The organism is Ruegeria sp., from assembly GCF_965243365.1.
In the GTDB taxonomy this organism is placed as follows: domain Bacteria; phylum Pseudomonadota; class Alphaproteobacteria; order Rhodobacterales; family Rhodobacteraceae; genus Ruegeria.
This window is the reverse complement of record NZ_CBDEUW010000001.1, coordinates 375,567-391,050: the sequence shown is the minus strand read 5'-3', so window position 1 is coordinate 391,050 and position 15,484 is coordinate 375,567. Positions and strand designations below refer to the sequence as shown.

The window sequence follows — 15,484 nt, the reverse complement described above, 5'->3', positions numbered from 1 at the left end:
GGGCCAGATCGGCCTGTGTTCAATACGGTTGCATGCCCGGTATTTTGCCACTGGTTATGAGCGATTTGCAGTGATCCTGAAAGGCCGTGACAACGCTGGTGGGCTTGATTTCCTTCAGGCTGGCAAGACCGATCACCATCGGTTCATAGTCACCCTTCAGCGGGATATACGCCAATGGCATACCGGTTTCCGCAAAGTTGTTCATGGGGCGCGCTGTCATAAGCGAATACCCGATACCGGCAGCAACGTAAGATCTTAACGTCGCCGAGTCGGTGACTTCGGTCACGATATGGGGCTTCAGCCGTTCGCGTTCGAACAAAGACAGAAAATACTGCCCGCTCAGCGGAAGATTAAGCAGCACAAACGGCTCGTCGGCTATTTCTGAAAGCGTGATGGCATCTTTGCTGGCCAGCTTGTGATCCGCCGCAACCAGCACATAGGTCGGCAGTTGTGCCAACGGCTGAAACAGCATGTCGTCGCTCAGGTGGATTTCATAGGTCAACGCGATATCCAGCTGCGCCGAACGTAAACCACTCAGCATTTCCGCCTCGCTCCCGGTGCTGACATTGACTGAAACATCCGGGTATCTCGATTTGAAGCTGTTCCACAGTTTCGGGACGATCAAAGGCGCAAAGGTCTTGAACGACCCGACATTTATGCTGCCTGTCACGGCCGAGCTGCTTTCGTTTGCCACACTGTATAAATCGTGGGCGGACTGCAGCGATTGCTTGGCGGCCTTGAGCAGCCTCTTCCCTGCGGGCGTCAGAGCCAGACCCTGCGCATGCTGACGAACAAAAAGCTGAACGCCGAATTCCGTTTCCAGGTGTGCGATCGCAGCCGAAACAGAGGGCTGCGATATGTTCACCCGTTCCGCTGCGCGCGTTACGCTTCCGGTCTCGCCCGCAGCAACGAAATAACTGAGTTGTCTTAGAGTAAAGCGCATGTGCGGACCCTGGAATTACTGTCTTTGGCAGTCCGAGCTTTTGGGGGGTTGCACTGGTGCTCCCCGGACTAGCTCTACGTTTTCAACCACAGTACGACAACTGAAGCCCGCAACAAAACAAACCTTTTGATGAGTTATCCGTGCCCCGGGAAGGGCACGGACCGATTTACAGAGGGATATTACTTGCCCTTGGTGACCCAAGCGCCATCCTGAACGACCTTGATTTCGATATTGATCGGCAGCTTCGTCTGACCGGTTTCATCAAACGCGGTAACCCCGAGTGCACCGTTATGCTCGGTCGCACGAATGGCCTTGGCCAGTGCCGGTTTGTCTTCAATGCCGTGTTCGCGGATGTTTTCCAGCAGGATGTTCGCGGCATCGAACGCATACTTGGTGTACGGGCTTGTCGGTTCGTCAAAGTTCGCAGCATCATAATCTGCATAGAGTTTTTCCAGGATCGGGTTCGAAGCCGACGCAGGGTAACTCACCATCGTGCCAACAGCGGCGTCTCCGGCAATCGCAATGAACTCGGGATCATAGAAACCCGAAATCCCGATCATCGGAAGGTCAATGCCCAGTTCGATCATCTGCTTGCGAAGGATGCCGGCCTCAGTAATGACACCGCCAAAGTAAATCGCGTCCGGAGATTCGCCTTTGATCCGGGTCAGTACAGCACGAAAATCGGTTGTCCCAACAGGCAGCAAATCTTCCGAGATAACTTCTCCGCCAGCATTGCCAAAGAATGTCCCGAATGCGTCTGCATTGGATGTTCCGTAGTCACTGGTGTCGGCAACAACGGCTATTTTCGACGCTCCCAGTTCCTCTGCCGCCCAATTGGCCAAAGGCTCGTTCTCGGCGACCAGGGTCGGAGTGACGCGTGTGATTTCAGGCAGGTTCTGGTCCGTTACCTTGGGGCTGATTGCACCCCAAACGATCATAGGAGTCTGAAAGCGGCTGAATACCGGGGTCGTCGCCAGCGCGACTGGGCTGTTCCAGTGACCGATTGCGGCGACCACGTCGGGGTCATTGACCAGCTTAAGTGCAGCCGAAACACCGGTTTGCGGGTCGGACGCGTCGTCAAGCACCACCCCTTCCACGGTATACGGGAACCCAGCCTCATTCGCTTGTTGAACAGCCAGCAGAAAGCCGTTTTTCGCACCAAGGCCTTGCGACGCATTCCCGCCACTGAGCGGGCCAATGAAGCCAAGTTTGATGACGGGCTTGTCCTCTGCATAGGCTGGTACCGCGAAGCTCATGGAGGCGGCGAGCAGAGTATTTAGAAGTGTCCGGCGATGGAATTTGATCGAGATCATTTCGTTTCCCTTCGGGTGTCGGTACGATCGCTGTCAAGAAGAACGATCGTTTCTTGTGAACGTCCGATCCATCGGTCATCCACTGGCGGTGGAAAGAACGCGCATCAAAACCGTGGCCGTTTTCGACGTCGCCGCGAAAGAAAGATTTTTCAATAGACCGTATAGAAAATGCGTATGCCCGATTACGGCGATTATACTTTTCCGAATTGAGGGTTCCCCCTTATCAGATAGAGCCAGCTTAGCTCTGATCTGAGGGACCCATGGACGCAATCTTACTGCAGCACATTATGAACTGGTTGATGTTGGGCTGTCTTTACACGCTCGTCGCGCTGGGGTTCAGCCTTCTGTTCGGCGTATTGAATGTCATCCATTTCTCGCATGGGGATGTCGCCATTGTTGCCCCGTTTCTGGCACTGGCGAGTGTGCAGGCCGTAAGTTCATGGCTTGCACCGGGCCTGGGCGCTTGGGGCTGGATACTCTCTTTGGGGTTCGCCGTTCTGGCAACTGGATGTCTGGGCGTTCTGTTGGATTGGTTGGTGATCCGGCGGTTCCGAAATTCACCTGCAATGATGGCATTGGTCGCCACGGTCGCATTAGGCGCCGTCCTGCGCGAGCTTGTCCGCACAGTCTATCCCCAGGGCAGCAATCCCAAACCGTTTCCATTGGTGGTTGAGGGTAAACTTGCCATTGCGGGAACAGAGATCTCGGCATTCACCATCGTCGTCCTGGTCTCGGCCAGCGGGCTTGTGGCGCTTCTTTATCTCCTGCTGCATCGCACGCCAATTGGTATGCGCATCCGAGCCGTGGCCGAAGATCGTGAAGTGGCCCGGTTGATGGCCATAAACCCAAACAGGATATTCGCGGTGACCTTCTTTATCGCCTCGGCAATCGGCGCCGTGGGGGGATTGCTTTATGGCAGCTACGCGGGCGTGGTCCGATTTGATTTTGGAATCCAGCTTGGGCTGATCGGGTTTTCCGCCGCTGTGCTGGGCGGTCTCGGATCAATGCACGGTGCGATTGTCGGAAGCCTCCTGATCGCGGGAATCGACGTTCTGGCGCAGGCAACCTTGGCCGACGGAGCAGCCTATCGTTTGGTCTTTGTCTTCCTTTTGGTCATCGCCGTCCTGGTACTCCGACCATCGGGAATGTTCGGTAAGCCGATCATTGAGAAGGTATAAACATGAGTCACGTAGCACGCGCCCCTTCAAACCCAGCATCAAGCCTCTCGACCATGTTGCGGATCGCAACGGTCCTTTCCGTCACAATAGGCGGAGCGGTGATGTTGGGGGCAATTGTCCTGGCGGGGACAACCGCCAAAACGCTGGTCCTGCTGGCGCTTCTTGGGGTTGGCTTTGCCATTTTGCAGGTTCGCCCGATGATCGAAGACTACATCGTTTCGGCCTTCAGCGGCCTTCGCGGTCTGGCGATATTTCTCGGTATTGCCATTACGCTGGTCTTTCCATTCTTCATGCAAGGCAGCAGCTATGCGCTGCATCTGCTGATCATCGCGCAACTTTATGCCGTACTCGCGCTGGCGCTCAACTTCCAACTGGGCAGCGCCAATATCCCGAATTTTGCGACGGGCGCATCCTACGGCATCGGCGCATATACCTCGGCCTTGTTGGCGCTCAATTTCGGGGTTTCGTTCTGGCTCACCCTGCCGGTGGCGGCGGTGGTTGCAACGCTCTTTGGCTTTCTGCTCGGTTTCCCATCCATGCGCACACGTGACAGTTATCTGGCGCTTGTGACCATCGCATTCGGCATCGTGGTGCATCAGCTTCTGAACAATTTCGATTGGACCGGCGGACCCAATGGCCTGGTCGGTATTCCCGCACCTACACTATTTGGCCATTCCTTCATCTCGCCGATCGAGGTTTTTGGCTACCGTTTGCCCAGTCAGGCGAATTTCTACTATCTGTCCGCCGCGCTTGTGGGGCTGACGATCCTGTCCGCCAAATGGCTGCATGAAAGCCGCGTCGGTCTGGCATGGAACGCGCTGCGCAGCGATGAAATTGCGGCACGGTGTCAGGGCATTAACGTTGTCTGGTACAAGATGCTGGCCTTTGGTGTCGATGCGTTCCTCGCGGCCTTCGCGGGTACCATCTATGCGTTTTATGTCAGCTATATCTCGCCGGACAATTTCACATTCATTGTTTCGGTCACGATCATGACGATGGTTATCGTTGGGGGCATGGACAACACGCTTGGTGTGATCCTTGGGGCCTTCCTGTTGACGCTGCTACCCGAAAAGCTACGCATCTTCGATGACTATCGCCTGCTGTTCGTCGGCGTGGTGGTGATCCTGTTTCTGATCCTCAGACCACAGGGGCTGTTTCCACAGCGTGCGCGCGACTATGGAGAGAGCAAATGACAACACCTGTCCTTGAAACCCGCGACCTTTCCATTCGATTTGGTGGGTTAGTCGCGGTTGATTCAGTCAGCCTTCATGTGGATGCGTCTGAAATTCTCGGGGTCATTGGCCCAAACGGTGCGGGCAAGTCCACATTGCTGAACCTGATCTCGGGCTTGTATCAGGCAACAAACGGGGATGTTTTACTAAACGGCGTCAGCATTTCGGGTCGACCTGCGCATCGCATCGTCGAAATGGGGATCACCCGCACCTTCCAGTCAAGTCGCTTGTTCAACGATCTGACGGTTCTGGACAATGTGATCATCGGAATGCACAGCCGTACCGATACCGGCGTGCTCGAAGCGCTTCTTTTGCCGCGGCGCGCGCGGCGGAAACTACGGGAGGCCGCAGACCACGCAGGCGCTTTGCTGAACTCAATTTCCAGAGATCTCTATGCCCGGCGAAACACATTGGCAGGTGCACTGCCACAGGCCGACAGGCGACGGCTTGAAATTGCGCGTGCGCTGGCGAGTGACCCGCAACTGATCATGCTGGATGAGCCCTCTTCGGGTATGGATGACCGCGATACGGATGCCTTGATGGAAGATGTCCGACGCATCATGCAGGAACGGCCCGGCATTTCGTTTCTGATTATCGAGCATGACATGCGGTTGGTATCCGCCCTGCCGGACCGAGTGATCGTGATCGATTATGGACGCAAGATCGCGGACGGGCTGTTTCAGGATATTCGTCTGCGGGAAGACGTTCAGGAAGCTTATTTGGGGCAAAAGGTGTAACATGCTAGAACTGTCCGGAGTGAGTTCGCGCTATGGCGTCGTGCCGATGCTGCAGGACGTGTCGATGAACGTGATGGAAGGCGAAGTCGTCAGCCTTCTGGGTCCTAATGGTGCTGGAAAGAGCACCATGTTCAAAGTGTTGTCGGGGCTGCTTCCCTCTGAGGGCGGTACAGTCACCCTGGCTGGTGAAAACGTGTCGAAGTTAGGCACCGAGAAGCTTTCGGCGCTTGGTATTGGATTTGTCCCCGAAGGTCGCCGCTTGTTTCCTTCGCTCACTGTGCGCGAAAACCTAAGACTTGGATATGACGCGGCAGGTTGTCAGATCCCTTTTGAAAGCCGGCTGGAGGAAATGGCCACGCTGTTTCCGCGTATTCGTGAGCGGTTGTCACAACCCGCCGGAACCATGTCGGGCGGGGAACAGGCGATGGTCGCCCTGGCCCGGGCGCTGATCGGCGCACCAAAGCTTGTCATTATGGACGAACCTTCGCTTGGATTGTCGCCCAAACTGATTGCGGAGTACTTTCAGATCGTGAAGCGCATCCGTGAGGATGGAACAACCGTCCTACTGATTGAACAGAACGCGGAAACAGCGCTATCGGTGTCAGACAGAGGGTACTTGCTGGTGCGAGGCCGGATTGCAGCAGCCGGAACGCGGGAAGAGTTGCTGGCGGACGATACCGTAAAACATCTCTATCTTTGAACGTTTTCAGGGGGCTGCGAGGACAAGCCATGTGGACTCAGTTCCAATCGCGGTTACCCCACGCTCAGCCAGATTTTCTTTCAGTTATCGATGGGACACTGGATAACGAAAATAGAAAAACCGTGTACAAAAGCCCCTTGGTAAATGAGCACTTTTGAGTGAGATCGTCGCAGCCAACGACGCTCAAAATCCGAAGTGCAACTCGTACGGAGGCGTCGTCGCTGAAAGTTTGCGATAAAGTCACTGCGGAAGATGATTATAGGGCAATCAGTAGGCAGTACTCACTGCGCGGTAGAGTCTTCGAAACCGCTCCAATCGCTCGGACAGTCCCGCCAGATCGACCGGCTCGAATCTGTCCGTTGTTGGGGGCTGGTCCGCAAGATCGGCAATAGTCAACGCACTGTCGCCACAGGCTGCCAGACGGGCCGCGCCAAGGGCTGGGCCGGCATCCGCCCCGTCCGAGCGTACGATGGGTTTCCCGGTCACCGCTGCAATCAGACACAACAACAGATCAGATCGGCTGCCACCTCCGATTGCGGCTAGTTCCGGCAAGCTGTCAATGGTGTCACCGAAACTCTGCGCGGCGCCGGCAAAGCAAAAGGCAATTGCCTCTACCACGGAACGGCAAATGTCCGCGCGTGTTGTCGAATCCTCAAGGCCGAAGAAACTGGCCCGAACATGCGGGTCTCCGAGGGGACTGCGCTCACCTGTGAGATATGGCAGGAAAATTGGCACGCGGTCACCGCTTACTGTTTCGGCCAGCGCAACGACCTCGGCAGCAGATAACCCCAGTTGATCGCCGATCCATGAAATCGGTCTTGCACCGTTCAGCATCGCGGCCATTTGATACCAGCGGTCGGGCAATGTGTGTGCAAAGGCATGCACATAGCATTCGGGGTTGGGCTTATACCTACGATCCGCCACGAACAGCTGGCCGGACGTCCCAAGGGAGATGAAGCCACGCCCCGGTTCGGTCGCGCCCAAAGACACCGCCCCGGTTGCTGCATCTCCTCCTCCGGCCACGACGGGTACGCCGGGCTTCAATCCTGTTTCTGCTGCGGCTTGTGCCGTCACCGTCCCAACGACGCTGTGGCCATCGAAAACCGGCGGTAGCCAATTGGGCGCTACGCCAGTGGCTTCGGCAATATCTGCATGCCAGTTGCGCGCGGCCTGATCCAGCCACAGAGTTCCTGCAGCATCGGACGTGTCGGTCGCCAACTCTCCGTGCAGGCATAGACCGATGTAGTCCTTGGGCAGCAGGATATGGGCAAGTCGGGAATAGTTGGCCGGTTCGTGTTTTTTCATCCAGGTAATCTTGGGCGCGGTAAAGCCTGGTAAGGGGAGGACGCCTGCGATACGACCAATCTGCGGGTGGGTCGCGCGCAATTCATCGCACTCCGGGACTGCCCTGCTGTCATTCCACAGGATTGCCGGACGTATCGGGTGTAGATCCCGGTCCAGCAAAACGGCCCCATGCATTTGTCCTGACAACCCGATAGCCTTCACGTCCGACATCGTGATTTGCCCAGCAAGTTGGTTCAGTGCATCCGTTGTTGCCTTCCACCAAAGATCCGGGTGCTGCTCTGACCAGCCGGGCTGCGGCGAGGAAGTCTTTATCCCAACTGAGGACGTCGCGAGAATTCGATCGATATCCGCACAGACAAGCTTGACCGCTGACGTTCCGATATCGATCCCGAGATACATTCAAACCCTTTGCCCGCACAAACGCCCGGAACTTGTCTGGCTATTGATTTTTATCGCGCGCAAAGAATATGTAAAAATATGACAAGTTCAAGATGGCTAATATCCTTAGGCAAACTGGCATGACTAAGATTAAGAACATGGAAGAGTTCGCAGCCCTCAGCGGTATCTCGCGGCCCACTGTGTCCAAGTACTTCCACGATCCCGACAGCGTTCGCCCAACGACAAGGGCTCGCATCGAAGAGGCGCTCGAACGGTTTGATTATCGCCCGAATATCTACGCGGTGAACCAGAACCGGAAGCTGACTAAGAATATCGGCATTGTAGTGCCTTATCTGGCTGATCCGTTCTTCGCCGAAATTGCTCGGTACCTGGAACAAAGCTGTATCGCAGCGGGGTATCGCCCATCTCTGTTTAGTGCACATGGCGAACAAAAATTGGAAAACGAAATTCTGGATGGGCTGCAATCCATGAAGCCCGCCGGCGTTTTGTTGGCGCCATTGGGGCGAATCTCGGACCGTTCAGCGATTGAAAGGTTCTGCGCCAATGTGCCAACGGTTCTGTTTGACAGTAACCTAGATGGTCTCGGGGCCGCCTTTATCGGATCTGACAATTTCAGCTTTGTATCGCAAACCGTCGAATACATGACCCGGACGGGCGAGCCGCCGTCTTTCTTCGAAATGCGCACACCTGCGAACCCGAACGCCAACAAACGAAGAAAGGCCTATGTTGAAATGATGAACCGTCTGGGGTTCGAGCCACATATCATCAAAGTCGACGGCAAAGGATGGGCGTTTGAAGAGATTGGGCACCGGGGCGCGCTAAAGGTTCTGGAAGAGCGTGGATTGAGAACGAATTCGGTTCTGTGCAGCAATGACCGGCTTGCTATTGGCTTCCTTGCAGCTTGTTTCGAACAGGGGATTCGGGTCGGCCGGAAAGAAGGTTGCACCCTGCGGGTCGCCTCAAATGACGATCACCCGTTCGCAAAATTCACGTGCCCGTCCCTGACGACGGCTGCGCATGACTACGACAACGTGGCCGGGCGCAGCGTCGAAACTTTGTTCGAACTTATTGAAAGTGGTGGGAAATTCGATGCTCGAACAGAAACGCTTTTTCCGGCGCGCCTCGTGTTGAGAGATTCTGCGTGACTTCCAGTTTTTAACGCGCGTAAAGTTTTTATTGACGCCGCGACAATTTACGATCTACGCTCTCTGCACGACATCCAAGCTCAGGGAGGACAGGGATGTATCTGAAACACGCACTTCGTGCGGCGACTGCACTAGCAACTGTTGTTGCGGGCGGCGCCTATGCTGAAACATTAACCGTAGGTACCGTGAACAATGGCGACATGATCGTCATGCAGGCGCTGAGCGACGACTTTACCAAAAGAACCGGACACGACGTCGAATGGGTTGTTTTAGAGGAAAATACTCTACGTCAGCGCCTGACTCAGGATATCGCCACCAAAGGCGGCCAATTCGACATCATGATCATCGGGATGTACGAAGCTCCGATCTGGGGTGCGAATGGTTGGTTGGTGCCACTGGATGACATGCCGGACAGCTACGAAGTTGAAGATATTCTGCCGGCTATTCGTGGCGGGCTTTCCCATGAAGGCACCTTGTACGCAGCACCGTTCTACGCCGAAAGCTCGATGGTGCATTACCGCACAGACCTGATGGAAAAAGCAGGTCTTGAAATGCCCAAAGAGCCCACTTGGGAGTTCATCCGCGAAGCAGCCGAAGCGATGACGGATCGTGACAATGACATCAACGGTATCTGTTTACGCGGCAAGGCTGGCTGGGGTGAAGGCGGGGCTTTCATCACTGCGATGTCCAACTCGTTTGGTGCACGTTGGTTTGACGAAGATTGGAATGCCCAGTTCGACACCGAGCAATGGGCAAATACTCTGAACTTTTACAAAGACCTGATGGATAACTACGGTCCTGCAGGATATGCGACCAACGGTTTCAACGAGAACCTTTCTTTGTTCCGGCAAGGTAAATGCGGAATGTGGATCGACGCTACGGTTGCAGCCGGATGGCTTACTGGCGAGCGTGAAGGTACACCTAGCGAAGTCGACGGAAAGGTTGGCTGGGCAATTGCCCCAAACAATGGTCTTGGCAAGAACGCCGGTTGGCTCTGGTCATGGGCGCTTGCGATCCCTGCCGGAACGCAAAAAGAAGATGCGGCCAAGCAGTTCATGGAATGGGCAACTGGCCCAGATTATATGCGTCTCGTCGCATTTGAACACGGTCATGCGGCCGTTCCCCCGGGAACTCGTCAGTCGCTGTATGACAACAAGCTGTATCAGGAAGTACCATTTGCTCAGATCACGTTGGATACGATCCTAGCAGCGGATCCCAACGATTCTACTGTCGAGCCGTCGCCGTATGTTGGTGTCCAATTTGCCGCAATACCCGAGTTTGCAGGTATCGCGACAGAAGTCAGCCAAGAGTTTTCCGCCGCATATGCGGGACAGCAAACGGTAGAGGAAGCGCTTGAAAAAGCACAAGCGCTAACAAACGACGCGATGGAAGCCGCAGGCTACCGCTGAGAATCTCCCCTCGGGTGGGCAGCAATCTGCCCCCCGCCTTACCCTTCCACAAACCGTATTTTTCTCGCAGGCTGGTATGTGCCTGAACAGAGAGGTCTTGCGTCATGGCAACTCAACATTCCCGATCCGTTGCGCGCTTGATGATGGCACCCGCAGTGGTCCTTCTACTTGGCTGGATGCTCGTACCGCTGACGATGACACTGTATTTTTCCTTCAAGAAATACCTGCCCCTGCGCGGTGGCGACCTAGGCTGGGTTGGGTTCGACAACTACGTCCGGTTCGTATCCTCCAGTTCCTTCTGGCCAGCCGTGCAAGCAACTTTGGTGATCGTTGGTGGTGTACTGGTGATCACGGTCATCCTCGGCATCCTTCTGGCGATGTTGCTGGATCAGCCGATGTGGGGTCAGGGCGTTGTCCGTATCCTCGTCATTGCGCCTTTCTTCGTAATGCCCACCGTATCCGCACTGGTCTGGAAGAACATGTTCATGGACCCGGTTAACGGTTTGCTGGCCCACCTATGGCGCTTTTTCGGGGCCGAGCCGATCTCATGGTTGTCCGAGGCCTCGATGACCTCGATTATCATGATCGTCTCATGGCAGTGGCTGCCCTTTGCAACGCTGATCCTGCTGACTGCGATCCAGTCGCTGGACAGTGAGCAGTTGGAAGCCGCTGAAATGGACGGTGCGCCGGTTCTGAAACGCTTCTACCACATTATTCTGCCGCATCTGAGCCGCGCGATCACGATCGTGATCCTGATCCAGACGATCTTCCTTTTGTCGATCTTCGCCGAGATCTTCGTGACCACCGGCGGCGCGTTCGGCACCCGCACGCTCACCTACCTGATCTTCCAGCGCGTGCTGGAAAGCCAGAATGTCGGCCTAGGATCAGCCGGAGGTGTCTACGCAATCATCTTAGCCAATATCGTTGCGATCTTCCTGATGCGCATCGTCGGCAAGAACCTGGACGCGTGAGGAGGAACGAATATGGCCCGCGCCGTCACGACACAACGCAAAACGATCAATACCGCCATTGCCTGGGGTATCGGCCTGCTGATCTTCTTTCCGATCCTCTGGACCATCTTGACCAGCTTCAAGACCGAGGCAGAGGCCATTGCCAGTCCGCCCCTGTTCCTGAACTTCAATTGGACGCTTGAGAACTATGCCATCGTTCAAGAGCGCTCTGATTACATGCGGTTCCTGTGGAACTCAGTGATCATCGCGGGCGGCTCGACTGTTCTGGGTGTGATCATAGCGGTGCCTGCCGCTTGGGCGATGGCCTTCGTACCGTCCAAGCGCACCAAGGACATTCTGCTGTGGATGCTGTCGACCAAGATGCTGCCTGCGGTCGGCGTGCTGTACCCGATCTACCTGCTGTTCATTCGGCTGGGTCTGCTGGACACGCGTGGAGGATTGGTCGTGGTGTTGATGCTGATCAACCTGCCGATCATTGTCTGGATGCTCTACACCTATTTCCGCGAAATTCCGGGTGAGATCCTGGAAGCCGCACGGATGGATGGGGCGACGTTGAAAGAGGAAATCCTCTATGTCTTGACGCCCATGGCCGTTCCGGGCATCGCCTCGACCGTTTTGCTGAACTTCATCCTGGCTTGGAACGAGGCGTTCTGGACCCTCAATTTGACCGCGGTAGATGCGGCACCGCTTACGGCCTTCATCGCCAGCTATTCCAGCCCCGAAGGCCTGTTCTTTGCCAAGCTCAGCGCAGCCTCGACCATGGCAATCGCACCAATCCTGATCCTTGGCTGGTTCAGCCAGAAACAACTTGTCCGCGGCCTGACCTTCGGCGCTGTGAAATAAGGAACACGACACATGGGACGTATTCAACTCAAGTCCGTGACCAAAAGCTTCGGCGACGTGCAGGTCATTCCCCCATTGGATTTGACCATCGAGGATGGCGAGTTCACTGTCTTCGTCGGCCCCTCGGGCTGCGGCAAGTCCACCCTTTTGCGCCTGATCGCGGGGTTGGAGGATATCACCAGCGGCTCGATCGATATTGACGGGGCGGACGCCACCGACGTGCCACCTGCCAAGCGCGGTCTGGCGATGGTGTTCCAGTCTTACGCTTTGTACCCGCATATGACTGTGCGCAAGAACATCGCCTTTCCCTTGCGCATGGCCAAGCTGGATCAGGCCGAAATCGACAGGCGCGTCGAAGGGGCAGCAAGCGTGTTGAACCTGACCGACTATCTGGATCGCCGCCCCGGCCAGTTGTCCGGCGGACAGCGCCAGCGGGTCGCCATTGGTCGCGCGATTGTCCGTGAGCCCGCTGCGTTCCTGTTTGACGAACCTCTCTCGAACCTCGACGCGGCGCTGCGCGTTGGAATGCGACTGGAGATCAGCGAGTTGCACGAACGTCTGGCGACCACGATGATCTACGTCACCCATGATCAGGTCGAAGCCATGACCATGGCCGATAAGATCGTTGTTCTTCAAGCCGGTGTAATCGAACAGGTTGGCAGCCCGTTGGAACTGTACCGTACCCCAAGAAACCTTTTCGTCGCAGGCTTCATTGGTTCGCCGAAAATGAACTTCATCGAAGGCGATGAGGCCGCAAAACACGGCGCACGAACCATCGGAATTCGACCTGAGCACATCTCCGTTTCCGAAACCGAAGGTGAATGGTCCGGAGTCGTCAGCGTTTCGGAACACCTTGGCTCGGACACCTTCTTCCATGTTCACGAAACCGGTCTGGCCGAGACAATCACCGTTCGCGCGGATGGCGAGGTCGGCTTTCGTCACGGGGATCGCATTCACCTGACTCCGCGATCAGATGTGATTCATCGGTTTGACGCAAAAGGCCTGCGCATCGAATGAAAAGACTGGCAGGCAAAACTGCCCTGATCACCGGGGCTGCACGAGGCATCGGACTGGCCTTTGCCAAAGCCTATGTTGCAGAGGGCGCGCGCGTCGCCATCGCCGATATCGACATCCGGCGGGCACAGGATGCGGCTAAGGATATCGGCGAGGCCGCTCTGGCTGTCGAGATAGACGTGACCAACCAGCAAAGCATCGATGGGGCCGTGGCGAAAACAGCAGCGCAATTCGGCCCCATCGGTATTCTTATCAACAACGCAGCCATCTTCACCGCTGCGCCAATCGTCGAAATTGAGCGCACCGACTACAACCGTGTTTTCGACATCAACGTTTCGGGTGTTCTGTTCACGATGCAGGCAGTTGCGCGCCATATGATCGAACACGGGGTGAAAGGCCGGATCATCAACATGGCATCGCAGGCCGGGCGGCGGGGCGAACCTCTGGTTGCCGTATACTGCGCCAGCAAGGCCGCGATCATATCCCTGACTCAATCTGCGGGCCTCAACCTGATCTCTCACGGGATCAACGTGAATGCCATCGCTCCGGGTGTGGTGGATGGAGAACACTGGGACGGCGTTGATGCATTCTTCGCAAAACACGAGGGCAAATCGCCAGGGCAAAAGAAACGCGAAGTCGCGGCGGCCGTTCCCTATGGCCGCATGGCGCGCGCCGAAGATCTGACCGGCATGGCGGTTTTTCTGGCCTCTGACGAGGCCAAATACATCGTCGCCCAAACCTACAATGTCGATGGCGGAAACTGGATGAGTTGATGAACCCTGTGGCGAACGCGAAACCTCCGGTGCGGCTGCGGCGCGACAGGCTTGCAGACTTGCCTGCGATTGTCAGGGTGCCAGCGTATGAGCGATCGGACCTGAAGCCGGGTATTGTCCATATCGGGCTTGGCAATTTTCACCGCGCGCATCAGGCTGGGTACATCCACCAACTGATGCAGCAGGGTCGGGCGTATGACTGGGCGATCATCGGTGCCAGTGTACGAAGCCACGATGTCGAGATGCGGGAGAGATTGCTTGCGCAAGACTGCCTGACGACTCTGATCGAGCTGGATCCGAAAGGGATATCCGCCGAGGTGATTGGTCCGATGATCGACTACCTTCCGATTGAAGCAGACAACGAAGCCCTGATCCGAAAGATGGTTGAGCCATCTATCCGGATTGTGTCGCTGACGGTAACCGAAGGCGGGTATTTTTTGGACGCCAATACAGGCACCTTCAATACAAATCACGAAGACATTCGCCACGATGCGGAAAATCCCGACCAGCCTCGTACCGTTTTTGGCGCCATCGTTTCTGCACTCAGGCAGCGCCGCGTGAATGGAGTGCAACCTTTTACAGCGCTGAGCTGCGATAATCTTCAGGGCAACGGAACGATCCTGCGAAACTGCGTGGCTGGTTTGGCGCGCCTGTCCGACCCTGATCTGGCCGACTGGATTGATCGGAACGGCGCATTCCCGAATGCGATGGTAGATTGCATCGTGCCCGCGACGACTGACCATTTGATTTCACAATGCCAAACGCTTGGCATCGATGATCGCGCCCCGGTCTCGCACGAGAACTTCCGCCAATGGGTGATCGAGGATGATTTCTGCGCTGGGCGGCCCCCACTTGAACAGGTCGGAGTGACGTTAACCCACGATGTTCATAGCTACGAGACTATGAAACTACGCATTTTGAACGGAGGTCACCAACTGCTCGCGAACGTCGGAGAAATTCTGAATGTCCCGACGATCTCAGACTGTATGCAGGATCCGGACATCGCAGCATTTTTCACGAAAGTTCAGGTCGAGGAAATTCTGCCCCATGTCGAGGCCGTTCCCGGAACGACAGCGCAGGACTACCTTGGCTTGGTTAAGCGGCGATTTGCAAATACAGCGATTCACGATTCGACACGCCGGGTCGCGTTCGATGGATCAGCACGACATCCCGGGTTCCTGCTGCCTTCCCTGCGCGATGCAATTGCGTCCGGTTCGTCCATAAACGGACTCGCGCTGGCCGAAGCATTCTGGTGCCGGATGTGTGCCGGAGTTCGTGAAGATGGCTCCGAAATCGCACCAAATGACCCCCTCTGGGAGAACCTGAGAAAAACCGCGTTGGCGGCCAAAACTGATCCGGGCCTCTGGATTGGACAACGGCTGTATTGCGGTGACTTTGGGCCTGGCACGCGCTTTTCCGAAGCCTTTTCTTCTTGGTTGACCGCAATTTGGCGCAGTGGCGGCCGGGCAGCCATAGCTGAATATATCGATAACGATTCAAAGCCACGCTAAACTCGCGACAC

The 15,484-nt window shown here is 56.0% G+C and carries 14 protein-coding genes; 11 read left to right on the top strand and 3 right to left on the bottom strand.

Translation table 11 applies throughout. The annotated features are described in order from the left end of the window. Positions 1 to 19: 19 nt before the first annotated feature. Both ACP0GE_RS01810 and ACP0GE_RS01805 read right to left on the bottom strand, forming a co-directional pair. Entirely contained in the window at positions 20 to 943 is a 924-nt protein-coding gene (locus ACP0GE_RS01810; protein WP_424830291.1) for a LysR family transcriptional regulator, read from the bottom strand. A gap of 179 nt (positions 944 to 1,122) precedes the next feature. Continuing rightward, entirely contained in the window at positions 1,123 to 2,256 is a 1,134-nt protein-coding gene (locus tag ACP0GE_RS01805; RefSeq protein ID WP_424830290.1) for a branched-chain amino acid ABC transporter substrate-binding protein, read from the bottom strand. Between the two features lie 260 nt (positions 2,257 to 2,516). On the opposite strand from ACP0GE_RS01805, the gene ACP0GE_RS01800 reads away from it, so the two are divergent. Genes ACP0GE_RS01800 through ACP0GE_RS01785 form a run of 4 tightly spaced genes read left to right on the top strand, consistent with a single transcriptional unit; the run spans position 2,517 to position 6,103 of the window. Further along, positions 2,517 to 3,434: a branched-chain amino acid ABC transporter permease gene (locus ACP0GE_RS01800; protein WP_424830289.1), complete on the top strand. Its 918-nt coding sequence runs from the start codon at positions 2,517 to 2,519 to the stop codon at positions 3,432 to 3,434. A 2-nt stretch (positions 3,435 to 3,436) separates the two neighbouring features. Then, positions 3,437 to 4,627 carry a branched-chain amino acid ABC transporter permease gene (locus ACP0GE_RS01795; RefSeq protein ID WP_424830288.1) on the top strand — a complete coding sequence of 397 codons (1,191 nt, stop codon included), beginning with the start codon at positions 3,437 to 3,439 and terminating at the stop codon, positions 4,625 to 4,627. Next, a complete protein-coding gene (locus tag ACP0GE_RS01790) occupies positions 4,624 to 5,403 on the top strand; it encodes an ABC transporter ATP-binding protein (RefSeq protein ID WP_424830287.1) in 780 nt (259 codons plus the stop codon). The genes ACP0GE_RS01795 and ACP0GE_RS01790 overlap by 4 nt, the downstream gene beginning before the upstream one ends. Position 5,404: 1 nt before the next feature. Continuing rightward, positions 5,405 to 6,103, top strand: coding sequence for an ABC transporter ATP-binding protein (locus ACP0GE_RS01785; protein ID WP_424830286.1), 699 nt, complete (start codon positions 5,405 to 5,407; stop codon positions 6,101 to 6,103). Positions 6,104 to 6,370: 267 nt separating this feature from the next. Here the strand turns inward: ACP0GE_RS01785 and xylB are convergent, their stop codons facing one another. Further along, a complete protein-coding gene (gene xylB, locus ACP0GE_RS01780) occupies positions 6,371 to 7,807 on the bottom strand; it encodes a xylulokinase (RefSeq protein ID WP_424830285.1) in 1,437 nt (478 codons plus the stop codon). Between the two features lie 119 nt (positions 7,808 to 7,926). Between xylB and ACP0GE_RS01775 the strand changes: the two genes are divergently transcribed. The 7 genes from ACP0GE_RS01775 (at position 7,927) to ACP0GE_RS01745 (ending at position 15,473) form a co-directional block, all read left to right on the top strand. Continuing rightward, on the top strand, positions 7,927 to 8,952 hold the full coding sequence (locus ACP0GE_RS01775) for a LacI family DNA-binding transcriptional regulator (RefSeq protein ID WP_424830284.1): 1,026 nt from the start codon (positions 7,927 to 7,929) through the stop codon (positions 8,950 to 8,952). A 95-nt stretch (positions 8,953 to 9,047) separates the two neighbouring features. Next, complete coding sequence (locus tag ACP0GE_RS01770) at positions 9,048 to 10,361, top strand: ABC transporter substrate-binding protein (RefSeq protein WP_424830283.1); 1,314 nt, start codon at positions 9,048 to 9,050, stop codon at positions 10,359 to 10,361. A 104-nt stretch (positions 10,362 to 10,465) separates the two neighbouring features. Next, positions 10,466 to 11,332 (top strand): carbohydrate ABC transporter permease, encoded by an 867-nt coding sequence (locus tag ACP0GE_RS01765; protein ID WP_170375757.1) that lies wholly within the window; start codon positions 10,466 to 10,468, stop codon positions 11,330 to 11,332. A gap of 12 nt (positions 11,333 to 11,344) precedes the next feature. Continuing rightward, positions 11,345 to 12,175: a carbohydrate ABC transporter permease gene (locus ACP0GE_RS01760; protein WP_424830282.1), complete on the top strand. Its 831-nt coding sequence runs from the start codon at positions 11,345 to 11,347 to the stop codon at positions 12,173 to 12,175. A 12-nt stretch (positions 12,176 to 12,187) separates the two neighbouring features. Continuing rightward, complete coding sequence (locus ACP0GE_RS01755; protein ID WP_424830281.1) at positions 12,188 to 13,192, top strand: ABC transporter ATP-binding protein; 1,005 nt, start codon at positions 12,188 to 12,190, stop codon at positions 13,190 to 13,192. Continuing rightward, a complete protein-coding gene (locus ACP0GE_RS01750) occupies positions 13,189 to 13,962 on the top strand; it encodes an L-iditol 2-dehydrogenase (RefSeq protein ID WP_424830280.1) in 774 nt (257 codons plus the stop codon). The genes ACP0GE_RS01755 and ACP0GE_RS01750 overlap by 4 nt, the downstream gene beginning before the upstream one ends. Then, positions 13,962 to 15,473, top strand: a complete 1,512-nt coding sequence (locus ACP0GE_RS01745; RefSeq protein ID WP_424830279.1) for a mannitol dehydrogenase family protein — start codon at positions 13,962 to 13,964, stop codon at positions 15,471 to 15,473. Before ACP0GE_RS01750 ends, ACP0GE_RS01745 begins: the two co-directional genes overlap by 1 nt. Positions 15,474 to 15,484: the final 11 nt, after the last annotated feature.